The sequence below is a fragment of the Kitasatospora sp. NPDC043950 genome (genome assembly GCF_056435345.1).
On record NZ_JBWKER010000007.1, the window covers coordinates 154,452 to 176,882 of the forward strand.

The 22,431-nt window shown below is 73.7% G+C and carries 18 protein-coding genes; 6 read left to right on the forward strand and 12 right to left on the reverse strand.

What is annotated here, in order from left to right:
- Positions 1-26 precede the first annotated feature (26 nt).
- From AC07BF_RS07305 to AC07BF_RS07340, 8 genes are all read right to left on the reverse strand, one after another.
- Positions 27-878 (reverse strand): fumarylacetoacetate hydrolase family protein, encoded by an 852-nt coding sequence (locus AC07BF_RS07305; protein ID WP_363581962.1) that lies wholly within the window; start codon positions 876-878, stop codon positions 27-29.
- Positions 879-1,086: 208 nt separating this feature from the next.
- A complete protein-coding gene (locus AC07BF_RS07310) occupies positions 1,087-2,295 on the reverse strand; it encodes a serine/threonine-protein kinase (RefSeq protein ID WP_363628703.1) in 1,209 nt (402 codons plus the stop codon).
- Positions 2,296-2,388: 93 nt separating this feature from the next.
- A complete protein-coding gene (locus AC07BF_RS07315) occupies positions 2,389-3,372 on the reverse strand; it encodes an ABC transporter substrate-binding protein (RefSeq protein WP_363581958.1) in 984 nt (327 codons plus the stop codon).
- 92 nt (positions 3,373-3,464) lie between these two features.
- Complete coding sequence (locus AC07BF_RS07320; protein WP_400806379.1) at positions 3,465-4,256, reverse strand: amino acid ABC transporter ATP-binding protein; 792 nt, start codon at positions 4,254-4,256, stop codon at positions 3,465-3,467.
- Positions 4,253-5,350 carry an amino acid ABC transporter permease gene (locus AC07BF_RS07325; RefSeq protein ID WP_400806382.1) on the reverse strand — a complete coding sequence of 366 codons (1,098 nt, stop codon included), beginning with the start codon at positions 5,348-5,350 and terminating at the stop codon, positions 4,253-4,255. Before AC07BF_RS07325 ends, AC07BF_RS07320 begins: the two co-directional genes overlap by 4 nt.
- 28 nt (positions 5,351-5,378) lie before the next feature.
- Positions 5,379-6,329 carry an ABC transporter substrate-binding protein gene (locus AC07BF_RS07330; RefSeq protein WP_363628702.1) on the reverse strand — a complete coding sequence of 317 codons (951 nt, stop codon included), beginning with the start codon at positions 6,327-6,329 and terminating at the stop codon, positions 5,379-5,381.
- 10 nt (positions 6,330-6,339) lie between these two features.
- Positions 6,340-6,852 carry a GNAT family N-acetyltransferase gene (locus AC07BF_RS07335; RefSeq protein ID WP_363581950.1) on the reverse strand — a complete coding sequence of 171 codons (513 nt, stop codon included), beginning with the start codon at positions 6,850-6,852 and terminating at the stop codon, positions 6,340-6,342.
- Positions 6,849-8,018: an LLM class flavin-dependent oxidoreductase gene (locus tag AC07BF_RS07340; RefSeq protein ID WP_400331249.1), complete on the reverse strand. Its 1,170-nt coding sequence runs from the start codon at positions 8,016-8,018 to the stop codon at positions 6,849-6,851. The genes AC07BF_RS07335 and AC07BF_RS07340 overlap by 4 nt, the downstream gene beginning before the upstream one ends.
- A gap of 660 nt (positions 8,019-8,678) precedes the next feature.
- Here AC07BF_RS07340 and AC07BF_RS07345 point away from each other — a divergent pair.
- The 3 genes from AC07BF_RS07345 to AC07BF_RS07355 all read left to right on the forward strand — a co-directional run bounded on the left by AC07BF_RS07345 (position 8,679) and on the right by AC07BF_RS07355 (position 14,204).
- Positions 8,679-9,671 carry an amino acid ABC transporter permease gene (locus tag AC07BF_RS07345; protein WP_400806387.1) on the forward strand — a complete coding sequence of 331 codons (993 nt, stop codon included), beginning with the start codon at positions 8,679-8,681 and terminating at the stop codon, positions 9,669-9,671.
- Complete coding sequence (locus AC07BF_RS07350) at positions 9,668-11,719, forward strand: FAD/NAD(P)-binding protein (RefSeq protein WP_400806390.1); 2,052 nt, start codon at positions 9,668-9,670, stop codon at positions 11,717-11,719. Before AC07BF_RS07345 ends, AC07BF_RS07350 begins: the two co-directional genes overlap by 4 nt.
- Before the next feature lie 199 nt (positions 11,720-11,918).
- Positions 11,919-14,204, forward strand: coding sequence for an FdhF/YdeP family oxidoreductase (locus tag AC07BF_RS07355; protein ID WP_363581943.1), 2,286 nt, complete (start codon positions 11,919-11,921; stop codon positions 14,202-14,204).
- 53 nt (positions 14,205-14,257) lie between these two features.
- Here AC07BF_RS07355 and AC07BF_RS07360 read toward each other — a convergent pair whose 3' ends face one another.
- Positions 14,258-15,871: an NlpC/P60 family protein gene (locus tag AC07BF_RS07360; protein ID WP_400806393.1), complete on the reverse strand. Its 1,614-nt coding sequence runs from the start codon at positions 15,869-15,871 to the stop codon at positions 14,258-14,260.
- A 333-nt stretch (positions 15,872-16,204) separates the two neighbouring features.
- On the opposite strand from AC07BF_RS07360, the gene AC07BF_RS07365 reads away from it, so the two are divergent.
- Both AC07BF_RS07365 and AC07BF_RS07370 read left to right on the forward strand, forming a co-directional pair.
- Positions 16,205-17,389 carry an inorganic phosphate transporter gene (locus tag AC07BF_RS07365; RefSeq protein ID WP_363581939.1) on the forward strand — a complete coding sequence of 395 codons (1,185 nt, stop codon included), beginning with the start codon at positions 16,205-16,207 and terminating at the stop codon, positions 17,387-17,389.
- A gap of 26 nt (positions 17,390-17,415) precedes the next feature.
- Positions 17,416-17,664, forward strand: a complete 249-nt coding sequence (locus AC07BF_RS07370; RefSeq protein ID WP_063347835.1) for a hypothetical protein — start codon at positions 17,416-17,418, stop codon at positions 17,662-17,664.
- Between the two features lie 101 nt (positions 17,665-17,765).
- On the opposite strand, the gene AC07BF_RS07375 is transcribed toward AC07BF_RS07370, so the two are convergent.
- Together AC07BF_RS07375 and AC07BF_RS07380 are read right to left on the reverse strand one after the other, a co-directional pair.
- Positions 17,766-19,262, reverse strand: a complete 1,497-nt coding sequence (locus tag AC07BF_RS07375) for an MDR family MFS transporter (protein WP_079136254.1) — start codon at positions 19,260-19,262, stop codon at positions 17,766-17,768.
- A 248-nt stretch (positions 19,263-19,510) separates the two neighbouring features.
- Positions 19,511-19,960: a MarR family winged helix-turn-helix transcriptional regulator gene (locus AC07BF_RS07380; RefSeq protein WP_363581937.1), complete on the reverse strand. Its 450-nt coding sequence runs from the start codon at positions 19,958-19,960 to the stop codon at positions 19,511-19,513.
- 112 nt (positions 19,961-20,072) lie between these two features.
- Between AC07BF_RS07380 and AC07BF_RS07385 the strand changes: the two genes are divergently transcribed.
- The gene (locus AC07BF_RS07385; RefSeq protein WP_363581935.1) at positions 20,073-21,125 is read left to right on the forward strand and encodes an ABC transporter permease; all 1,053 of its coding nucleotides are present in this window, start codon (positions 20,073-20,075) and stop codon (positions 21,123-21,125) included.
- 69 nt (positions 21,126-21,194) lie between these two features.
- Here the strand turns inward: AC07BF_RS07385 and AC07BF_RS07390 are convergent, their stop codons facing one another.
- Positions 21,195-22,415 (reverse strand): ROK family transcriptional regulator, encoded by a 1,221-nt coding sequence (locus AC07BF_RS07390; RefSeq protein WP_363581933.1) that lies wholly within the window; start codon positions 22,413-22,415, stop codon positions 21,195-21,197.
- Positions 22,416-22,431 lie beyond the last annotated feature (16 nt).

The window sequence follows — 22,431 nt, forward strand, 5'->3', positions numbered from 1 at the left end:
GCGGCCGGTGCCGCGCCGGCGGGGCGTTACGCCGTGCCGAGCACCTGCCGCTGGCGGCCGAGGCCCTCGATCTCGATCTCGACGATGTCGCCCGGGGCCAGGAACGGCGTACCGGGGTGGCCCAGGGTGACGCCGGCCGGGGTGCCGGTGACGATCACGTCGCCCGGCTCCAGGACCATGAACTGGCTGACGTAGCGGACCAGTTCGAGAACCGGAAAGATCATCTCGCCGGTGTTGCCGTCCTGCCGCAGCTCGCCGTTGACCCACAGCCGCAGCGGCAGCTGCTGCGGGTCGGTCACCTCGTCCGCGGTGACCAGCCAGGGCCCCAGCGGGGTGAAGGTCTCCGCCGACTTGCCCTTGTCCCACTGGCCGCCGCGCTCGAACTGGAAGGCCCGTTCGGTGACGTCGTTGGCGATCGTGTAGCCGGCGATCACCGCCGCGGCCTCCTCGTGCCCGGCCAGGTAGCGGGCGGTGCGGCCGATCACGAGGGCCAGCTCGGCCTCGTAGTCGGTCTTCTCGCCGCCGCGCGGCACCAGCACCTCGTCGTACGGGCCGACCACGGTACAGCTCGGCTTGAGGAAGATCACCGGCTCGTCCGGGGCCGCGACCCCGGCCTCGGCGGCGTGGTCGCGGTAGTTGAGCCCGATGCCGACCACCTTGCCCGGACGGGCGACCGGCGCGCCCACCCGCTGCCCGGCGAGGTCCACCCGGGGCAGCGCCCCGGCGGCCACGTCCCGCGCCAGGGCGGCGGCGTCCAGCCCGGCCAGGAAGGCCCCGTCGATGTCCCGGGCACGCCCGGAGAGGTCGTACCCGATGCCGTCCTGGCCCAGCACGACCGGGCGCTCGGCGCCCGGGGGTCCGACGCGGAGGAGCTTCATCGATCCGTCACCAGCCTTTTCGTCGTAGCTCGCCGGGGCGGCCGAAGACACCGCGCCCGACTCCGGCAACGAGGTATATCAACGCCACCGGTCGGTGAACCAGACAGTCCCGATGGGCGGATTCCTATCAATTCCCACAGTCGCCGCAGGCGCCGAATCAGCGGCCCGCACGGTTGACAGCCTCCCGTCCGTACGGCGCCGAGGGCCCTCAGCCGCCCTGCGGGCCGCCGCCGAGCAGGCCGGCCAGGCTCAGCGCCCGCGGCCGGCCCGGCCCGCTCCGGGCGGCCTCCCGGTGCCAGCGGTCCAGGTCGCGCAGCGCGTCGGCCCGGACGTCCGGTTCGGCGGCCGGCTCCGCGGCCAGCTCGCGCAGCAGCGCGACGGCGGCGCCCGGGCTGCCGTCCTGGGCCAGCCAGAGGGCCAGGTCGTGGCAGGTGCGCAGGGTGCGCGGGTCGGCCGGGCCGCAGATCCGGGCGAGGTCGGGGATGAGCGCGGTGAGCATCTCGACGGCCTCCCCGGGGGCGCCCTGCGCGCCGCGCCGCCAGGCCTGGTCGGCCCGGCGGCGCAGCTGCTCCGGGCTGGGGTCGTCCGGGCGGAGCACCCCCGGCCGGATCCGGCGCAGCCGTTCCAGCACCTCGGCGGCGGTGGCCGGCCGGTCCGCGGGCCGTTTGGCGAGCAGCCCGGCGACCAGGTCGGCCAGCGCCGGATCGGTGCTGCGCACCCGGGGCGGGGTCTCCTCCAGGTGCTTGTACATGTACTCGGCGGCCGAGGAGGCGCGGAACGGGCGCCGCCCGGTGCAGAGTTCGTACAGCATGACGCCGAGCGCGTAGAGGTCGGCCCGGCCGTCCACGGCGGCGCCGGACCAGCACTCGGGCGCCAGGTACGGGACGGTGCCGACCACGCTGCCGGTGGAGGTGAGCACCGCGGACTGGGTGAGCAGCCGGGCGATGCCGAAGTCCAGCACCTTGGCCTTGCCGCCCGCGTCGACCATCACGTTCTCGGGCTTGATGTCGCGGTGGACGACGCCCGAGCGGTGCGCGGCGTCCAGTGCCTTGCAGACCTGGCGCATCCACTTCAGCGCGGCCTCCTGGTCCGGGGCGCCGTCCTTGAGGATGTCGGACAGGGCCCGGCCGCGGACGAGTTCCAGCACCAGGTAGTGGGTCCCCCCGGCGGCGGTCGCGACCAGGCCGTAGTCGTACACGGTCACGATGTGCGGATTGGAGAGACCGCCGGCCGTGCGGGCCTCGCGGACGAACCGCCCGACGGCCTCCCGGTCGGCGGCGTGCTCCGCCAGCAGCAGCTTGACCGCGACCTCGCGGTCGAGCCGCCGGTCGGTCGCCTTCCAGACCACACCGAAGCCGCCCCTGCCCAGCCACTCGTCCAGCCGGTACCGGCCGTCGAGCACCTCCCCCTGCTGCATGTCCTCCCCCAAGTCCGCCGTGTCCGGGCGGTGTTCGCCGCCGGAGGGGTCACCATAGCGGCGGGGGGCGGCGAACGGGTGAACGGACGGGCCCTACTGCTTGGGCAACCCGGGCGGGTTGACCTCGGAGGTCGGCACGGCCTCGTTGTCCAGGCCCCAGCGCTTGAGCACCTGGCCGTAGCTGCCGTTCCTGATCACCTCGTTCAGCGCCTCGTTGAGCGCCCGGACCAGCCCGTTGCCCTTGCGGGTGGTCGCGGCGATCTTGCCGAGGACGTCCGCGCCGCCGCCCGAGTAGGTGCCGACGATCTCGGTCTCGCCGGTCTGCGCGACGTGGAAGGCCAGGCTGGGATTGGGGCCGACGTAGGCGTCGATCCGGCCGGAGGAGAGCGCCAGGTAGAACTCGGTGCCCTGGAAGTACTTGATGTCGATCGGCTTGAGGCCGTTCCTGGTGTTCTCCTCGCTCCAGGAGATCAGCAGCTTCTCCTGGTTGGTGCCGGAGGAGACGCCGACCGACCTGCCCGCCAGGTCCTTGGCACCGGCGACCTTGAGGCCGCTGCCCTTCCTGGCCTCGAAGCCGAGGACGTCCAGCCGGTAGGTGGCGAAGTCGTACTTCTCCTTGCGCGCCTCGGTGACGGTGATGTTGGAGAGGCCGACGTCGTACTTGCCGCTGTCCAGGCCGACGAAGATGTTCTCCCAGGAGACCGGGTTGAACTCGACCTTGAGGCCGAGCACGTTGCCGACCAGGGCGGCGATGTCCGGCTCGACGCCGATGATGGTCCTGTCGTCGTTGGCGTAGAAGTCCAGCGGCGGGGTGGTGCCGAGGGAGTCGACGACGGCCAGCGTCCCCCTCCGCCTGATCTCCTCCGGGACGAGCGCCGCGATCGCGTCGACCTTGGCCGTGGTCACCCGGTTCTGCTCGGCCGTCAGGTTCACCACGGCGCCGTTCGGCGCGGTGCTGCCCTTGGCCGGGGCGAGTTCCGCCGTGGCTCCCGAGGACGCGCCGCCGCAGGCGGTCAGGGCGAGGGCGGCGGCGAGGGCGGCGGCGGCGGTCACCAGGGCGCGACGGGGTAGGGGCATGGCGGAACTCCTGCTCGGTGAAGGGGGTTTCGGTGCAGTGGGGAGGGCTGGAGCACCTCGGCTCAGGGCACCTCGGTTCAGAGCACCTCGGCTCAGAGCACCTTGGCGAGGAAGGCCCGGGTGCGTTCGTGCCGGGGGCGGTCCAGGACTTCGGCCGGCGGGCCCTGCTCGACCACCACGCCGCCGTCCATGAAGACGACGGTGTCGGCGACCTCGCGGGCGAAGCCGATCTCGTGGGTGACCACGATCATGGTGGTGCCGGTCCGGGCGAGGTCCTTGATGACGTCCAGCACCTCGCCGACCAGCTCCGGGTCGAGCGCCGAGGTGGGCTCGTCGAACAGCAGCACCTTCGGCTCCAGGGCCAGCGCCCGGGCGATCGCCACCCGCTGCTGCTGGCCGCCGGAGAGCTGCCGGGGGTACGCGGCGGCCTTGTCGGCCAGCCCGACCCGCTCCAGCAACGCCAGCGCCGTCGCCCTGGCCTCGGCCCTGGGGCGGCGCAGCGCGGCGATCGGCGCCTCGACCAGGTTCTCCAGCACGGTGAGGTGCGGGAACAGGTTGAAGTTCTGGAACACGAAGCCGATGTGGGTGCGCTGGCGCAGCACCTCGCGCTCCTTGAGCTCGTACAGCCGGTCGCCGGAGCGCCGGTAGCCGATCAGCTCGCCGTCGATGGCGACGTAGCCGCCGTCGAGCTTCTCCAGGTGGTTGATCGCGCGCAGCAGCGTGGACTTGCCGGAGCCGGACGGGCCGAGCACCACGGTGACCGAGCCGACCGGGACGTCCAGGTCGACGCCGCGCAGCACCTCCAGTGGCCCGAAGCTCTTGTGCAGGCCGCGGACCTGCACCATCGGTGCGGCCGCCGGTTCGGTCCTGGTGAGCGTGGTCATCGACGTCCTCCGGTGGTGCGCGCGGTCGCTGCGCGAGTGGTCGGCGTGCGGGCGGTCGGCGTGCGGGCGGGCAGGCTCCGGACGAAGGCCCGGGCGCGCTGGAGCGGGGTGGGCGGCGGGGTGCGCTGCGCGCCGCGGGCGAAGTAGCGCTCGACGTAGTACTGGCCGATGGACAGCACCGTGGTCAGCAGCACGTACCAGACGGTGGCGACCATCAGCAGCGGCACCACCCGGCCGGTCCGGCCGTAGACCACCTGGGCCTGGTAGAAGAGCTCGCCGATGGCCATCACGTAGACCACCGAGGTGCCCTTGAGCAGTGAGATCACCTCGTTGGCGGCGGCCGGCAGGATGCCGCGCATCGCCTGCGGCAGCACGATCCGCCAGCCCTGGCGCCAGCGCGGGATGCCGAGCGCGGTGGCGGCCTCCCGTTGGCCGGCGTCCACCGCGATGACGCCGCCGCGGATGATCTCGGCGGCGAACGCGGCCTGGTGCAGCCCGAGGCCGAGCACGGCGGCGCCGAGCGCGCTCAGCACGCCGACCGTCTCGAAGTCCCCGAAGGTCGGGCCGAACGGGATGCCGATCCCGAACCGCTTGTAGAGGTACGACAGGTTGAACCAGAACACCAGCTGGACGATCAGCGGGATCGAGCGGAACACCCACACGTACGCCCAGGCGATGGACTGGAGGATCGCGCTGCGGGACAGCCGCATCGCGGCCACCACGGCGCCCAGCAGGAAGCCCAGCCCGGTGCCGTAGACGGTGAGTTCGAGGGTGCGGCCGACCGCCTGGACGATCGTGTCGGCGGTGAAGTAGACCCGGAAGGTGGCCCAGTCCCAGCCGGGATTGGTGGCCAGGCCGTGGGCGAACTGGGCGAGCACGACGAGGGCGGCGACCCCGATCCCCCAGCGCCAGGGGTGCCGGGCGGGGACGGCCCGCAGAGCGGCCAGTTCGTCGAGGTCCAGACGGGCGCCGGTGCCCGGACCGGGATCGGGTCCGGACGCCGGTGCCCGCTCGACCCGGGCCTGGGCCTGGGCCTGGGCCTCGGCTTGAGCCTCGGCTTGGGCCTGGGACGTCGCGGTGGTGCTGGCGGTCATCGGGGGGCTCCTTCGGCAGACCCGGGGATCACTGGTGTTCGGGCGGGCTGATCAGGGACTCCTTGATCGCCGATTCGGCGACCCCCCACTTCTTGAGGATCCGCTCGTACGTCCCGTCCTTGATCAGCTGGTTGACCGCCGCCTGGAAGGCCGGGGTGAGCTTCGAGCCCTTCTTGAACGCGAAGCCGACGTCCAGCCGGTGGAACTCGCCGAGGAAGCGCGTCCCGGAGACCTCCTGCGCGGCCTGGTAGCGCAGGCCGTTGATGGTGGACATCAGGACGTCGACCCGGCCCTGCTGGAGGCCGGTGAGCACGGCCCCGGGGTCGCTGAACGCCCTGACCTCGTACGGCTTCTTCCCGGCGTCGGTGCAGGCGTTGCGCTTCGCGTTCAGCGTGGTCTCGAAGGTGGTGCCGGCGCCGGTGCCGATGGTCAGCCCGCAGAGCTGGAGCAGGTCGGTGACCGGCTGGACGGCCTGGTTGTCCTTGCGGACGGCGAAGCCCTGGCCGTCGTCGATGTAGGTGACGAAGTCGATGGTCTTCAACCGGGCCGTGGTGACCCCGAAGTTGCCGGTGCCGACGTCGAACTTGCCGCTGTCCAGGGCGGGCAGGATGGTCTCGAAGGCGGCCTCCTGGCGCTGCACGGTCAGCCCGAGCAGCCTGGCCACCGCATCGGTGAAGTCCACGTCGATCCCGGCCGGCTTCTTGGTGGCCTGGTCGGCGTAGAAGGCGGTGGGCGGCGAGCCGAAGGACGCGCCGAAGGTCAGCGTGCCGGCCTTGCGGACCTCCTCGGGCAGCAGCGCGGCGGCGGCGTCCGACTTCGCGAGGCCGGAGACGACGTCCTGGGAGACGGCGGTGGCGGCGGGCCCGCTCGCCCCCGCCGGGCCCGCGATCTTCGGGTCCGAGCCGCACGCGGCCAGCGCCAGCACCGGCAGCAGGGCGGTGGCCGCGAGCAGGCGGCGGCGGACGGTGGTGCTTCTCACGGGGGGCCTTTCAGGGGGTCGGAGCCAGCACCGGCAGGTGCTTCTCGAAGGGAAGCGGGCCGATCGTCAGGGGATCGGCGGCGACGTCGAACAGCGGGGTGTAGCCGGACGCCAGGTAGAGGCCCCTGGCCTCGGGCTGGCGCGGACCGGTGGTGAGGTAGATCCGGGCGTAGCCGGCGGCGGCCGCCGTCCGCTCCAGCTCGGCCAGCACCCGACGGGCCAGGCCGCGGCGGCGGTGCGCGGAGTGCGTCCACATCCGCTTCAGCTCGGCGGTGCGCTCGTCGTACCGCTTGTACGCGCCGCCGGCGACCGGCTCGCCGTCCTCCAGCAGGAGCAGCAGGACGCCGTGCGGCTCGGCGAAGGCGTCCCGGGGGTAGCGGGTCATCTCCTGGTGCGCCTCGGGGCCGTAGCGGCTGACGTACTCGTGGGTGAGCTCGCGCAGCAGCGGTTCGACCAGCGGGTCGTCGATGGTGACCCGGCGGAACCCGGCCGCCGGGCCGGCCCACCGGTCCGGAGCGCTCACGCCTGCACCGCGATCAGCTGGTGCCGGTCCCGCTCGGTCCGCTCGGCGCGCTCGGCCGCCGCCGCGGCCTTGGCGGCGTCCCGCTTGGCGACCTCCTCGCGGACGATCGGGATGACGTGGCGGCCGAAGTCGATCGCGTCGTCGAGCAGGTGGTAGCCGCGGGCGGAGAGGATGTCCACTCCGAGGTCGTAGTAGTCGAGCAGCGCCTCCGCGACCGTCTCCGGGGTGCCGACCAAGGCGTTGGAGTTGCCGGCCCCGCCGGTGGCCGCGGCGGTCGGGGTCCACAGCGCGCGGTCGTAGCGCTCGCCGGCCTCGGCGATCTCGATCAGCCGCTGGGAGCCGGTGTTCTCGGGCGCTGCGGCGCCGAGCGGGCGGCCCCGGCGGACGAGTTCCCCGGACTCCCGGCGGGCCTTGATCGCGGCCACCGTCCGGTGCGCCTTCTCCCAGGCCAGTTCCTCGGTCGGCGCGATGATCGGCCGGAACGCCACCTGGATCCGCGGCACGTCGGTGCGCCCGGCGGCCCGGGCCGCCTCCTTCACCCGCTCGATCTGCTCGGCGGTGCGGGCCAGCGGCTCGCCCCACAGGCAGTAGACGTCCGCCTCGGCGCCGCCGGCCGCGTAGGCGGCGTCCGAGGAGCCGCCGAAGGAGACCCCGGGGCGCGGCTGCTGGACGGGGAAGACGTCGGAGACGAAGTCGTTGAAGCGGTAGTGGGCGCCCTCGTGGTCGAAGGGCTCCCGGCTGGTCCACGCCTTCTTGACGATGCCGATGTACTCGCGGGTGCGCTCGTAGCGCTCGTCCTTGGACAGGAAGTCGCCCTCGCGCTGCTGCTCGTGGTCGCTGCCGCCGGTGATGAAGTGGACGGTCAGCCGCCCGTCGCTGATCTGGTCCAGGGTCGCGAAGGTCTTGGCGGCGAAGGTCGGGTAGGAGACGTTCGGCCGGTGCGCCAGCAGGATCTGCAGCCGGTCCAGGTGCGAGGCGAGGAAGGCCGCCGCGGCTGCGGGTTCCGGGGAGCCGGCGCCGTACGCGAAGAGCACCCGGTCCCAGCCGTGGTCCTCGTGGGCCCGGGCCAGCCGCAGGGTGTAGTCGCGGTCGAAGGCCGCGGTGGAGCGGGGGGTGGTCTCCGAGCCGTCGCCGGTGGCGGCGATACCGAGGAATTCGACGGGCATGGCGGAACCTTTCGGGGTGAGCGGAGTCCGGTGGACTGCGGGTGGGCAGGCCGGAGCCGGCCGGGGCGGGGCGGCCGTGGACACGGGTGCGCGGCGGCCGCGCCGACGGTGGGGTCGGCGCGCGCGGCGGGAGGAGGTGGGAGGCAGGCGTGGACGAGGGAGTACTGCCGGAGTTCAGTGCGAGGTCGTCGGACGGCAGCGTGCGCCTGGGACGCCGTCAGCTGCGGACGGCTGGTCCCGGCCCGCGGCGGGGCAGACCGAGGGAGGGCTCCCCGCGGGAGATCAGGGCCGGACGGGCGGCCCGCTGCCGGGTCAGCCGCGACACGCCGCGGACCACACCCGACCGAAGTCGATGTGGTCGCGGGTGACCAGGGGCTGCTCGGCGTACATGGCCTCAAGTTGAACAGCCCGCCAAGTGGTCCGTCAACCACCCATCATTGCCGCTCTGTTGCGATCTCCTGTCGCCCTGCGACCGGTCCGCGCCGGGCCCCGGTCGGGGCCCGGACCACCCTTGACAGCCGTCGATCGCGCATGCGTACGATCACGGCGGAGTGCAGTGCACAGCGCCGGCCGTGTTGAGGGACGCGGGCCGGTGCGACGGCCGTACGTGACCACACCCGTACCTCCCGCCCGCCCGCACCTCCGCCAGGAGCCGCCGCCATGGCCACCCCGCAGGACCTCCTCCCCGCCCGCTCCACCCCCGCCCCCGCGGGCGCCACCGCCCCCGACCGCCCCGACCGCCCCGGCCCGCCGCCCGACCCCGCCGCCCGGATCGTCGCCCGCCGCCGGCCCGGGCAGTGGGTCTGCGCCGGGATCGCGCTGCTGCTGGCCGCGATGGCCGTCAACTCCGTGGTGCGCAACAAGGCCTTCCAGTGGGACGTGGTCGCCGACTGGTTCACCGCCGGGTCGGTGCTCAACGGCCTCACCCTGACCCTCTGGCTCACCGCCGTCACCCTCGCCCTCGGCTTCGTCCTCGGCACCGGCCTCGCCGTCATGCGGATGTCCGGCAACCCGGTGCTGCGCACCCTGGGTTGGGGCTACATCTGGATCTTCCGCTCCACCCCGCCGCTGGTGCAGCTGCTGTTCTTCTTCAACATCGGCGCGCTCTACCCGACCCTCGGCCTGGGCATCCCGTTCGGCCCCGAGTTCGTCACCGTCAAGACCGTCAACCTGATCGGCCCCACCCTCACCGCCGTCATCGGCCTCACCCTGCTGGAGACCGCGTACGCCGCCGAGGTGATCCGCGGCGGCATCCTGTCCGTCGACCGCGGCCAGCTGGAGGCCGCCTCGGCGCTCGGCCTCGGCCGGTGGCGGGTGCTGCGCCGGATCGTCGTCCCCCAGGCGATGCGCTCGATCGTGCCGACCGCCGGGAACATGCTGATCAGCGCGCTCAAGGGCACCAGCATCGTCAGCGTGCTGGCCGTCTCCGACCTGCTCTACTCGGTGCAGCTGGTCTACCTGCAGTCGTACCGGGTCATCCCGATGCTGGTGGTCGCCACCATCTGGTACCTGGTGGTCACCACCCTGCTGTCCGTCGGCCAGTACTACGTCGAGCGCCACTACGCCAAGGGCGCCACCCGGGACGGCCTGCCGCCCACCCCGCTCCAGCGGGCCCGGGCCGCCCTACGGCGGCTGCGGGAGGTGGCGGCATGAGTCTTCTGGTGATCGTCGGCGCGGGCCCGCGGGGCACCGGGCTGCTGGAGCGGATCGCCGCCAACGCGGCCGAACTCCTGCCCGCCGAAAGGCCGTTGCACGTCCACCTGGTCGACCCGCACCCGCCCGGCGCGGGCCGGATCTGGCGCCACGAACAGTCCCCGCTGCTGCGGATGAACTCGATGGCCGAGGACGTCACCATGTTCACCGACGAGCGCTCGACCATCGACGGGCCGGTCCGCCCGGGCCCCTCGCTGGCCGAATGGGCGCTCCGGCGGCGGGAGTTCGCGCCCTACCGGGAGGTCGCCGACCCGGCCGTCCGGGCCGAACTGGACGCCCTCGCGCCCACCGACTTCCCCACCCGCCGGGCCCAGAGCGCCTACCTGGACTGGGCGTTCCGCCGCGCCGTCGCCGACCTGCCCCCGCACGTCACGGTCACCGTGCACCGGGACACCGTCCGGCGGATCGACGGCCCGCCCGACGGCCCGCAGACCGTCCACCTCACCGGCCGCACGCTCACCGCCGACCACGTCGCCCTCACCCTCGGCCACCTCGACTCCACCCCGCACCCCCGGTACGCCGCCGACGCCGACTTCGCCGCCCGGCACGGCCGCTTCCACCTCCCGCCCGCCTACTCCGCCGACGCCGACCTGGACGGCATCGTCCCCGGCGAGCACGTCGTGCTGCGCGGCCTCGGCCTGGCCTCCGTCGACCTGGTCGCCCTGCTCACCGAAGGGCGCGGCGGCCGCTTCGAGCCCACCGGGGACGGGCTGCGCTACCGCCCGTCCGGCCGCGAACCGGTGCTGCACCTCGGCTCCCGGCGCGGAGTCCCGTACCACTCCAAGACCGGCTACCGCCTCCAGGGGCCGCCCGCCCCGCTCCCCCGGTACTTCGACGCGACCGCCGTGGACACCGTCCTCGCCACCGGCGGTTCGCTCGAACTCCGGCGCGACTTCTGGCCGTTGATGGCCAAGGAGACCGCCTTCGGGCACTACCACGAGCTGTTCCACGCCCACCCCGAGCGCACCGCGCTGCCCTGGCCGGAGTTCCTGGCCCGGTTCGACCGGCACGACTGGTACTCCCCCGCCCTGGCCGCCCTGGTCGCCGAGGCCGTACCCGACCCGGCCGACCGGATCGACTTCGAACGGCTCGACCACCCGCTGGCCGGCCTCGAACTCGGCTCCGCCGAGGAGCTCCAGCAGCACCTGCGCGCCTACGTCACCGCCGACGCCGACCGCCGCGCCGACCCCGCGCACAGCGCCGACCTCGGTGCCTTCCTCGCCCTGCTCTCGCTGTTCGGCCAGCTCCCGCGCATCCTCGCGACCGGCCGGCTCACCGCCCGCTCGGTCGCCGAGGAGGTGGACGGGTGGTTCTTCGGCTACTTCAGCTACCTCGCCTCCGGCCCGCCCGGCTTCCGGCTGCGCCAGCTGCTCGCCCTCTCCGAGGCCGGGATCGTGCGCTTCCTGGGCGCGGGCGTCCGGGTCGAACGGGACGAGGCCACCGGCACCTGGCGGGCCGGCGGCGACACCGTGCCGGGCCACACCGTCGCCGCCACCGCCCTGGTCGAGGCGTACCTGCCCAAGCACCAGCTGACCCGCACCCTCGACCCGGTGCTACGCGAACTGCACCGCGCCGGGCGACTCGTGGAGGAGGTGGTCGCCGACGAGGACTACACCCACCGCTCCGGCCTGGTCACCATCGCCCCCGGCGACAGCCGGCTGCTCGACCCGGCCCTGGGCGGCGCCCCGCACCCCCGGCGCACCGCACTCGGCCCGCACACCAGCCTGCGCGCCGCCGCCGCCTTCGCCCGGCCCCGCACCAACTCCCCGGGATTCCGGCAGAACGACGCCGCCGCCCGCGCGCTGCTGCGGGCGCTGGCCGCGCTCCCGGCCGCCGCCCCGGGGCCCGTCGACGATCCCCCGCCCGCCCGCCGCCGCCAGGGCACCCGCCTCGCCGCGCTGTCGGCGGTCGCCGCCCCTGCTCCGCCGTGCGGTCAGCGCACCCCGCCACCGCCGCGCCCGCCCTCCGGCCGGACGAGGGGGGCCTGAGGGCGGGCCCCGGGGTGGGCCCGGCAGCGGGTTCCAGGGCCCACCCCGGCCTCTCCGACTCCACCGACGCCCGTTCGGCCCCCCTCCCCCCGCCTTCACCCGGATGGAAGGATGGGCCCTGAGCCCCCGCGACGAAGCGGCGGGCCCGACGGCCCCGGTGTCGCGGCCGCCGGACGAGCAGAGCCGAGGAGAAGCGGTCATGGCCAAGCAGGCCCCGCAGAGCGACCCGGCGCAGGACGCCCCCGAGGTGTCCGCGCCCCAGCACGCGGCGGCCGGGCTGCCCGCGGTCGGCCACAGCCTGCGGATGGCCGCCGAGCAGATGGGCCCCCTCCGCACCCTCGCCACGCTGCGCAAGGTCAACCAGCCGGACGGCTTCGACTGCCCCGGCTGCGCCTGGCCGGAGCCGGGGAAGACGCACACGGCGGAGTTCTGCGAGAACGGCGCCAAGGCCGTCGCCGAGGAGGCCACCGAGCGCCGGATCCGCGCCGAGTTCTTCGCCGCCCACCCGGTCGCCGAGCTGGCCGGGCGCTCCGGCTACTGGCTGGGCCAGCAGGGCCGCCTCACCCAGCCGATGCTGCTCGACGAGGGCGCCACCCATTACACGCCGGTCTCCTGGGACGACGCCTTCGCGCTGATCGCCGAGGAACTGCGCGCCCTGGACACCCCGGACGGCGCCGCCTTCTACACCTCCGGGCGGACCAGCAACGAGGCCGCCTTCGCGTACCAGCTGTTCGCCCGCCGGCTGGGCACCAACAACCTGCCGGACTGCTCCAACATGTGCCACGAGTCGTCCGGTTCGGCGCTCACCGAGACGCTCGGCGTCGGCAAGGGCAGCGTCAGCCTCAAGGACCTCTACCAGGCCGACCTGATCATCGTGGCCGGCCAGAACCCGGGCACCAACCACCCCCGGATGCTCTCCGCGCTGGAGCGCGCCAAGCGGGCCGGCGCCACCATCGTGAGCGTGAACCCGCTGCCGGAGGCCGGCCTGGAGCGCTTCAAGAACCCGCAGCACGCGCGCGGCCTGGTCGGCCACGGCACCAAGCTGACCGACCTGTTCCTACAGATCCGCCTCGGCGGGGACCTGGCGCTGTTCCGCGCGCTCAACCGGATGATCCTGGAGCAGGACGGCGTCGACCGCGCCTTCGTCACCGAACACTGCCACGGCTTCGAGGAGTTCGAGGCGCAGGCGGAAACGACCGACCGCGCCGAGGTGCTCGCCGCGACCGGCCTGCCGTGGGAGCAGATCGAGGAGCTCGGCCGGCTGGTGCTGGGCTCCCGGAAGATCATCGTCTGCTGGGCGATGGGCCTCACCCAGCACAAGCACGCCGTCCCGACCATCCGCGAGGTGGTCAACTTCCTGCTGCTGCGCGGCAACGTCGGCCGCCCGGGCGCCGGGGTCTGCCCGGTGCGCGGGCACAGCAACGTCCAGGGCGACCGGACGATGGGCATCTTCGAGCGGCCCTCGACGGCCTTCCTGGACGCGCTCGGCGAGGAGTTCGGCTTCGAGCCGCCGCGCGCGCACGGCCTCGACTCGGTGGACACCATCCGGGCGATGCGCGACGGCCGGGTCGGGGTGTTCTTCGCGATGGGCGGCAACTTCGTCGCGGCCACCCCGGACACCGACGTCACCGAGGCGGCGATGCGCCGCTGCCGGCTGACCGTGCACGTCTCCACCAAGCTCAACCGCTCGCACGTGGTCACCGGCGCCCGCGCACTGATCCTGCCCACCCTGGGCCGCACCGACCGGGACGTCACCGGCGCCGGCGCCCAGTTCGTCAGCGTCGAGGACTCGATGGGCCAGGTGCACTCCTCGCGCGGCGGCCTGCGCCCGCCCGCCCCCGGCCTGCTCTCCGAGACCGCGATCGTCTGCCGGCTGGCCCGCGCCGTCCTCGGCCCCGGGGACACCGTGCCGTGGGAGGACTTCGCCACCGACTACGACACCCTGCGGGACCGGATCGCCCGGGTCGTCCCCGGCTTCGAGGACTACAACGAGAAGGTCCGCCGCCCCGGCGGCTTCACCCTGCCGCACGGCCCGCGCGACTCCCGGACCTTCCCCACCGCGACCGGGAAGGCCAACTTCACCGTCAACCCGCTCACCGCCCCCGAGGTCCCGCCGGGCCGCCTGCTGTTGCAGACGCTGCGCTCGCACGACCAGTACAACACCACCGTCTACGGCCTGGACGACCGCTACCGGGGCATCAAGGGCGGCCGCCGGGTGGTCCTGGTCAACCCGGCCGACGCCGCCGAACTCGGCCTGGCCGAGGGCGACTTCGTCGACCTGGTGAGCGAGTGGCGGGACGGCGTCGAGCGGCGCGCCCCGCACTTCCGGGTGGTCCACTACCCGGTGGCCCGCGGCGGCGCGGCGGCCTACTACCCGGAGACCAACGTGCTCGTCCCGCTGGACTCCACCGCCGACATCAGCAACACGCCGACCTCCAAGGCCGTGGTCGTCCGCTTCGAGCCGGACACCGGCGCCCCGGCGTGACGCACGCGAAGGCCGCCCGGCGTCCGCGGACGCCGGGCGGCCTTCCTCATGACTCAGTTGGTGCCGAGCGGCAGTGTCGCGGTGGCGCTGCCCGGGGCCCCGGCGCTCGCCGAGCCGGTGGTGGTGGAGGCGGCGGTGCCGGTGGAACCCGGGGTGCCGGCGCCGGTCGGGATGGGCGTCGCCGGGCCCGTGCCGGTCGGCGCCGGGGTGCCCGTCCCGGTCGGGGCGGGCGTGCCGGTCCCGGTGCCGGTCCCGGTCGGCGTCGGGGTGGGCGTGCCGGGGGCGGTGGTGCCGGTGCCGGACGGCGTCCCCGGGTCGGTGGGCGTTCCGGTGCCGGACGGCGTGCCGGTGCCGGTGTCCGCGGGCGTGCCCGGGGTGGTGGACGGCGTGCCCGGGGTGGCCGGCGGGTCGGCGGGCGTGCCGGGGGCCGGGGCGGTCGGGACCTGGTTGGCCGGGCTGGGCGCGATCGGGGTGACGGTGTCCCAGCCGGCGGGCAGGTCGGGCACCTTCCAGCTGCCGCCGGCCTCGTCCGCCGCGCCGGACGGGTCGGGCCGCACCGCCCCGAGGATCGGCATCGAGCCGATCGGCGACACCTTGATGACGGCGCCCGGCCGAGGTGCCTGGACGACCAGCCCGCCGCCGATGTACATCGCGACGTGCGTGGCGCCCTCGAAGTAGATGACCAGGTCGCCGGGGCGGAGCTGGTTCAGCGCGATGTGCGGGAGCTGGGCCCACTGCTCCTGGCTGGTGCGCGGGATCGGCAGCCCGGCGTGCAGCCAGGCCTGCGAGGTGAGGCCCGAGCAGTCGTAGGAGTCCGGCCCCGCGCCGCCCCACAGGTACGGCTTGTTGAGCTGGGCGAGCGCGAAGGCGACGGCGGTGCGGCCGGCCGCCGACGGGGTGCGCTCGCCCTTGCCGAGGGCGCCGGAGGCGAGGAAGGCGAGCTGGGCCTCGTCGGCCTTGGCCTTCTCCAGCTTCTCCAGTTCGGTGCGCTGGGCGCCGGTGAGCGAGGAGACCAGCTGCTCGACGGAGGCGAGGTCGGTGGCGACCTTGGCCTTGGCGGCGTCCTGCTGGGTGACCAGCGTCTGGGAGGTCCTGAGCGCGTCCTCGGTCTGCTTCGTCAGGCCGGCGAGGGCCTCGCGGTCGGTCTTCAGCCGGTCCAGGAACTCGGACTGCGAGCGGCTGGCGGCGGTGAGCAGTTCCGCGATGGTGACGGCCTCGTACGGGTCCTTGGAGAGCAGCAGTTCGGCGTAGGCGGAGGCGGCGCCGTTGCGGTACTGGGCGGCGGCGAGCTGGGAGGCGATGTCGGTGCCGGCGTCGACCTGCTTCTGCTGGCGGTCCAGCCGGCCCTGGAGGTCGGTGAGCGCGGCCTGCTGCTCGGCGACCTTGGCGACGGCGCCGTTGTACTGCTCGGTGGCGGTCTCGGCGCTCTGGTAGAGCGTGTGCAGCTGGTCGAGCAGCGGGCCGAGGGTGGCCTTGGCGGCGGCGAGCGGGTCGTCGCCCGGGCTGGCCGCGGTGATCGAGGCGCCCGGATCGGGGGCGGCGTACGCGGCCTGCGCGGCGAGCGGGAGGGCGAGCGCGGCGGCCGCGAGGGCGGCTCCGCAACGCAGTGCCGCCCGCAGCCAGGGCCGTACGACTGCCGATTCAGTGCGCTGTGCAGCCCCGCCCATGGGTTGGTCCTCCCCGCCCCAGCCTGTCACCGGCGTCCCCGGATCCCGCAGATCCTCCCACGGGTTACTCACCGGAAACAGGGCGCATCCGGACTGGGAGGTTAATTCTCGGTTGATCTGTGAGACAGCTCTCAGCAAACCGGAGCGAACCGGGGCGAACTTCGCTAATGTCCAGCTCAGCGCGACCGCCGACACCCCTCCGAAAGCTTCCGGACACCACTGGGACACCAGCGGAACCACGATTCCCGGCTCAGTTCACCTTCCGTTTACCAAGCAGACCTACGGTCGCGACGACACCAACGTCCGTGCGACAACTACGACGATTGTTTGGGTATGGAACACATCTCGTTCCTGGTAGCCGTTGTGATCATCACGGCGCTCGCCTTCGACTTCACCAACGGGTTCCACGACACCGCCAACGCGATGGCCACCTCCATCGCGACGGGAGCCCTCAGGCCGAAGGTCGCGGTCACCATCGCGGCCGTCCTCAACTTCGCGGGCGCGTTCCTGTCCGTGAAGGTCGCCACCACCATCTCCGGCGGCATCGTCAACGAGAAGAGCGGCATCCACCCCGAGATCATCTTCGCCGCACTGGCGGGCGCGATCCTCTGGAACCTGCTGACCTGGCTGCGCGGCCTGCCGTCCAGTTCCTCGCACGCGCTGTACGGCGGCCTGATCGGCGCCACCGTGGTCGGCGTCGGCATGAACGGCGTCAACTTCGACACCGTCCTCTCCAAGATCCTGATCCCGGCGATCGCCTCCCCGCTGGTCGCCGGCCTGGCCTCCTGGGGCGCCACCAAGCTGGCCTACGCGATCACCCGCAAGGGCAACGAGGCCACCGCCACCAAGGGCTTCAAGACCGGCCAGATCTTCTCGTCCTCGCTGATCTCGCTCGCGCACGGCACCAACGACGCCCAGAAGACGATGGGCATCATCACCCTGACCCTGGTGTCGGTCGGCGCCCTGCCGCACGGCGCGCTGCCGCCCACCTGGGTGATCATCTCCGCGGGCGCCGCGATCGCGCTCGGCACCTACATGGGCGGCTGGCGGATCATCCGCTCGATGGGCAAGGGTCTCGCCGACATCAAGGCGCCGCAGGGCTTCGCCTCCGAGTCGGCCGCCGCGACCGTCATCCTGACCTCCTCGCACATGGGCTTCGGCCTCTCCACCACCCAGGTCTGCTCCGGCGGCATCATGGGCGCCGGCCTCGGCGGCCCGAAGGCCGAGCTGCGCTGGAGCCTGGTGCGCCGCATGGTCTACACCTGGGCGCTGACCCTGCCGGCCGCCGCGCTGGTCTCGGGCGGTGCCGCGCTGCTGGTCCGCCAGGGCACCTGGGGCATCGTCCTGGTGGGCGCCGTGCTGGTGGCCGGCTCCGGCGCGATGTGGCTGATCTCCCGCCGCCAGCCGATCAGCGCGGACAACGTCAACGACGTCAACGACGTCACCCCGGTGGAGATCCCCGCCACCGCCGCCCCCGCGAACACCCCCACCCCCGCCTCGACCACGGTCGCGGCCTGAGCGCCGCAGGCTGAGGAGCACCCGCCATGCACATCAAGTGGAACGCCCTGGCCCAGACCGCCGGTGCCAGCTTCGGCATCACCGTCGCCGTGGTCTCCGTCTTCGCGCTCGGCATCCTGGCCCTGTCCCGCCGCGAGGCCGCGCTGAGCGCCCGCGAGGGCGAGGCCGCCCAGGAGCCGGGCGGCGGCCGGCTGGCCCTGGCCGGCGCCTACGCCTGCTTCGGCCTCTGCGCCGCGGCCGTCGTCTACGGCCTGGTCCTGATCGCCGCGCCGTAGGCGCGGTCCGACGGTTCCCGCCGTCCGCGCGCGGGACGAACCGAACGGGCCGGGGAGTGTGATCCACACTCCCCGGCCCGTTCGCGCGTCCCCGCCCGGAGTCAGCCCTGCTGGCTGGTCTTCAGCGCGGTCTCCCGGATGAACAGCACCGTGACGAAGGCCAGCGCCGCGAACGGCGCGGCCCACAGGAAGACGGTGCCGACGCCGTGCCCGAACGCGTCCGTCACCAGCGGGACGATCGGGGCGGGCAGCTTGTGCAGGTCCGGGATGCCCCCGCCGCCGGCCGCGCTCGCGGCCGGGATGTGCGCGGCGGCCAGGTTCTCCGCGAGGTAGTGGGTCACCTTGCTGTTCATCAGCGCGCCGAGCGCGGAGACGCCCATCGCGCCGCCCATGGTGCGGAAGAAGGTCACCACGGAGCTGGCCGCGCCGAGCTCGTGGCGCGGCACCGTGTTCTGCACCGCGAGCACCAGGTTCTGGCTGGTCAGGCCGAGGCCGATGCCGGTGATCGCCATGTAGACGCAGAGCAGCTTGTAGTCGGTGTCGGCGCGGGCGGTGGCGAGCAGGCCGAAACCGATCGCGAGCAGCGCCGTGCCGGCGACCAGGTAGGCCTTCCACTTGCCGTACTTGGTGATCAGCCGGCCGGCGACGGTGGAGGCGAGCGCCAGGCCGAGGATCATCGGCAGGGTCATCAGGCCGGCCATGGTCGGGGACTTGGCGCGGGCCAGCTGGAAGTACTGGCTGAGGAAGGTGGTCGCGCCGTACATCCCGACGCCGACCAGCACGCTGGCCACCGCGGCCAGGGTGACGGTGCGGTACTTGAAGAGGTCCGGCGGGATGATCGGCTCGGCGGCGCGGCGCTCGATCACCACGGCCAGGGCGCCCAGCAGCAGGCCGCCGCCGACCATCGCGGCGGTCTGCCAGGACAGCCAGTCGTAGTTCGTGCCGGCCAGCGTGATCCAGATCATCAGCAGGCTGACGGCGCCGGTGATGACCAGCGCGCCCAGGTAGTCGATCTTCGCCTTGCGCTTGACCACCGGCAGCTTGAGGGTGCGCTGCACCACCAGGATCGCGGCCAGCGCGAACGGGATGCCGACGTAGAAGCACCAGCGCCAGCCCAGCCACGAGGTGTCCACGATGACGCCGCCGATCAGCGGTCCGCCGATGGTGGCCAGCGCGAAGACCGCGCCGAAGTAGCCGCTGTAACGGCCGCGTTCGCGCGGCGGGACCATCGCGGCCAGACAGATCTGGCCCAGTGCGACCACACCGCCGGCACCGATGCCCTGGAGGGCGCGGCAGGCGATCAGCTCGGCGGTGTTCTGGGAGAGGCCGGCCAGGGCGGAGGTGGCGATGTAGATCAGCAGGGCTATCTGGAGCAGCAGCTTCTTGCTGACGAGGTCGGAGAGCTTGCCCCAGATCGGGGTGGAGGCGGTCAGGGTCAGCAGGGCCGCGGTGATCACCCAGGTGTAGGCGGACTGGCCGCCGTGCAGGTCGGTGAGGATGTGCGGCAGGGCGTTGGAGACGACGGTCGACGAGAGCACGGCCACGAAGAGGCCGAGCAGCAGGCCGGACAGCGCCTCCATCACCTGCCGGTGGGTCATCGGTTGATCGTCGACGGCGGCTCCGACGGTCGCCTCGGCTGTGACGGTCATCTGGGTCCTTCGGCGGGAGGAGTGAGCGGGGGGCGGGGGTGCGCGGGCAGGGAAAATCGTTGCCTTACGCAACCATAGGCCCGATGGTTGACTAAGGCAACTTTCTTCAAGCCCAAGTAAAGGCCTCGCCCCAGCCGCCGCCCCGGGCCCGGCCCCAACCGCCGCGGACCGGCCCCGCCCCGGGGCCCGGCCACCGGTCACTCCGCCGGCGGATCCCCGATCACGTCGTTGAAGCGGTGCAGCAGCACCGCGAAGCGGTCCACGTCCTCCGGCGACCAGCTACCCAGCAGCTCCCGCACCCGCCGCATCCGGACGTCCCGGGCCGCCAGGTAGCGCCGCCGCCCGTCCTCGGTCAGCGAGACCAGCGCGGCCCGACGGTCCAGCGGATCCGTCTCCCGGGCCACCAGACCCAGCTCCTCCAGCGCCCGGATCTGCCGGCTCACCGTGGCCTTGCCGACCGCGAAGTGCACGCCGACGTCCGTCACCCGCACCCGCCCGGCCTGCTCGATGTAGCCGAGCATGCTGTAGGCCATCCCCTCCAGCTCGGGGTGCACCCGGCGTGAGAGCTCCGCCACTCGGGCCCGGCCCCGCCGGAACATCAGCGCGACCTCGCGCTCCACCGCCAGCAGGGATTCCTCGTCACTCACCGCGCCAGTATCCCGCAGCCGCGTTGGCCGGAACGCGGCGCGCGGGGTGCGACAAGCCAACTAGTTCATGGTATGAAGTATCCGTTTTCCCCCAATACACAAGGAGATGTGGATGGCCGCCCCGGGGCAGGGTTTCGTCGCTGAACTGAAGGGCGCGGTCACACCGCGTGCGGCACTGCTCGTGATCGGCGTGCTGCTGCTGCAGCTCGGCTTCATCACCTCGTACGTCGGGGCGCTGCACCACCCGGCCCCGCACGAGCTGTCGATCGCGGTGGTCGCCCCGCCGCAGGTCACCCCCAAGCTGGTCCAGGGGCTGGAATCCGTGCCGGACGACGCCGTCAAGGCCGTCACCGCCCCGGACGCCGAGACGGCCACCCAGCAGATCAAGGACCAGAAGATCTACGCCGCGCTGGTCGTGAACCCGACCGGCACCGAGGACACCCTGCTGGTCGGCGGCGCCCGCGGCACCTCCGCCGCCAAGGCCGCCGAGTCCATCACCACCGCGCTGGACAAGTCCCAGGGCCGCACCGTCAAGGTCGAGGACGTCGTGCCGCTCGCCAAGGGCGACACCAACGGCCTCTCCGCGTTCTACCTGGTCATCGGCTGGTGCGTCGGCGGCTACCTGGTCGCCTCGATCCTCGGCATCAGCGCCGGCTCCAAGCCCGCCAACGTCCACCGCCTGCTGATCCGCCTCGGCGTGCTGGCGCTGTACTCGGTCGGCGCCGGCCTCGGCGGCACGATCATCGCCGGACCGGTGCTGGACGCGCTGCCCGGCTCGATCCTGGCCCTGACCGGCATCGGCGCCCTGGTGGTGTTCACGGTCGGCGCGTTCACCATGGCGCTGCAGTGCCTGTTCGACGTCATCGGCATCGGCGTCGCGGTGCTGATCTTCGTGGTGCTGGGCAACCCGAGCGCCGGCGGCGTCTACCCGGCACCGATGATGCCGCCGTTCTGGCGGGCCATCGGCTCGCTGATCCCGAACGGCGCCGGGACCAGTGCCACCAAGTCGATCGCCTACTTCGGCTCCACCAACCTGGGCATGCCGATCGTGGTCCTGGTGGTCTGGGCGCTGATCGGCATCGGCGTCGCCTACCTGGCCGTGCTGCGCGGCCCGCGCTCCGGCGGCCGCGAGATCGTCGCCGCCGAGGCGTCCTCCGAGGCCTGATCCCCCGCGTTCCTCACCCGGAGCCCCCTGCCGCCCGGCCGGGGGCTCCGGTGCGTCCCGGGCCGGGAGTCAGCCGCCGGCGAACCGGCCCGGGTCCGCGACGACCGCCCGCACCACGCCCACCGCGGCGCCCAGCAGCGGCCCGCGCCGGCCCAGCCGGGACACCGTCAGCCGCTCGTCCGACCAGGGCCGCACCGTCACCCGGGCGGCCAGCTCGGCCCGCATCGCCGGCAGCAGCCAGGACGCCAGCCGGGCGTAGCCGCCGCCCAGCACCACCTCGGCCGGGTCCAGCAGGTTGACCGCCCCGGCGGCCGCGATGCCCAGCGCCGAACCGGCCCCGGCCAGCACCGCGAGGGCCGCCTCGTCCCCGGCCCCGGCCCGCCCGGCGAGCAGCGTCACCCAGTCGCCCCGCGCGCCCGCCGGCCCGGCCGCCCGCAGCACGGCCGCCTCCCCCGCGTACTGCTCCAGGCAGCCGTGCGCGCCGCAGGCGCAGCGGTGGCCGTCCGGGTGGACCGGTACGTGGCCGAACTCGCCCGCGTAGCCGCGCGCCCCGCGCAGCAGCCGCCCGCCGACCACGATCGCCGCGCCGACGCCGGCCTCGGCCGAGACGTACAGGAAGTCCTCCGGGCCGCCGCCCAGCCACCGTTCGGCCAGCCCGCCCAGGTTGGCCTCGTTGTCCGCCTCGACCGGCAGCTCGGCCAGTTCGGCCGCGCCGGCCGCGCGCAGCGCGGGGCGCAGTTCGGCCGCCAGCGGGACGTCCCGCCAGCCCAGGTTGGCGGCCCGCTGGAGCACCCCGCCGGAGGTGCCGACCAGCCCGGGGACGGCCAGGGTCAGCCCGGCCGGGCGCAGGCCCGACTCGGCGACGGCCGCGTGCAGCAGTTCGGCGAGGTCGGCCATGACCGCGGCGGGCCGGCGGCCCCGGTTGCGGACCTCGCGGCGGCGCCAGGTCCGGACCTCGCCGCTCAGGTCGACCACGCAGGCGCCGAGGTGCTCCACGCCGATCTCGGCGCCGAGGCCGCCGGGCCCGAGCGGGTTGAGCCCGAGCGCGGTGCCGGGGCGGCCGACCTTGCCGCTGGGCGCGGCCGGGCCCTCCTCGACGACCAGGCCGCCGGCGATCAGCTGCTCGGCGAGCGAGGAGACGGCGGCCCTGGTCAGGCCGGTCTCGGCGGCCACCTCGGCCCGGGATCGCGGGGCGCGCGCGATCACCCCGAGCACCAGGGCCAGGTTGGCCCGGCGCATCCCCTGCTGGCTGGCGGGCCCGCTCCGAACCGCGTCCGGTTCCCCGCGCATAACCCTCACCTCACGG

Coding starts and splice junctions, on each gene's coding strand:
- AC07BF_RS07310 (WP_363628703.1), bottom strand. CDS start 2,295: ATGCAGCAGGGGGAGGTGCTCGACGGCCGGTACCGGCTGGACGAGTGG.
- AC07BF_RS07315 (WP_363581958.1), bottom strand. CDS start 3,372: ATGCCCCTACCCCGTCGCGCCCTGGTGACCGCCGCCGCCGCCCTCGCC.
- AC07BF_RS07350 (WP_400806390.1), top strand. CDS start 9,668: ATGAGTCTTCTGGTGATCGTCGGCGCGGGCCCGCGGGGCACCGGGCTG.
- AC07BF_RS07375 (WP_079136254.1), bottom strand. CDS start 19,262: ATGACCCACCGGCAGGTGATGGAGGCGCTGTCCGGCCTGCTGCTCGGC.
- AC07BF_RS07365 (WP_363581939.1), top strand. CDS start 16,205: ATGGAACACATCTCGTTCCTGGTAGCCGTTGTGATCATCACGGCGCTC.
- AC07BF_RS07345 (WP_400806387.1), top strand. CDS start 8,679: ATGGCCACCCCGCAGGACCTCCTCCCCGCCCGCTCCACCCCCGCCCCC.
- AC07BF_RS07385 (WP_363581935.1), top strand. CDS start 20,073: ATGGCCGCCCCGGGGCAGGGTTTCGTCGCTGAACTGAAGGGCGCGGTC.
- AC07BF_RS07320 (WP_400806379.1), bottom strand. CDS start 4,256: ATGACCACGCTCACCAGGACCGAACCGGCGGCCGCACCGATGGTGCAG.
- AC07BF_RS07305 (WP_363581962.1), bottom strand. CDS start 878: ATGAAGCTCCTCCGCGTCGGACCCCCGGGCGCCGAGCGCCCGGTCGTG.
- AC07BF_RS07360 (WP_400806393.1), bottom strand. CDS start 15,871: ATGGGCGGGGCTGCACAGCGCACTGAATCGGCAGTCGTACGGCCCTGG.
- AC07BF_RS07340 (WP_400331249.1), bottom strand. CDS start 8,018: ATGCCCGTCGAATTCCTCGGTATCGCCGCCACCGGCGACGGCTCGGAG.
- AC07BF_RS07390 (WP_363581933.1), bottom strand. CDS start 22,415: ATGCGCGGGGAACCGGACGCGGTTCGGAGCGGGCCCGCCAGCCAGCAG.
- AC07BF_RS07355 (WP_363581943.1), top strand. CDS start 11,919: ATGGCCAAGCAGGCCCCGCAGAGCGACCCGGCGCAGGACGCCCCCGAG.
- AC07BF_RS07370 (WP_063347835.1), top strand. CDS start 17,416: ATGCACATCAAGTGGAACGCCCTGGCCCAGACCGCCGGTGCCAGCTTC.
- AC07BF_RS07325 (WP_400806382.1), bottom strand. CDS start 5,350: ATGACCGCCAGCACCACCGCGACGTCCCAGGCCCAAGCCGAGGCTCAA.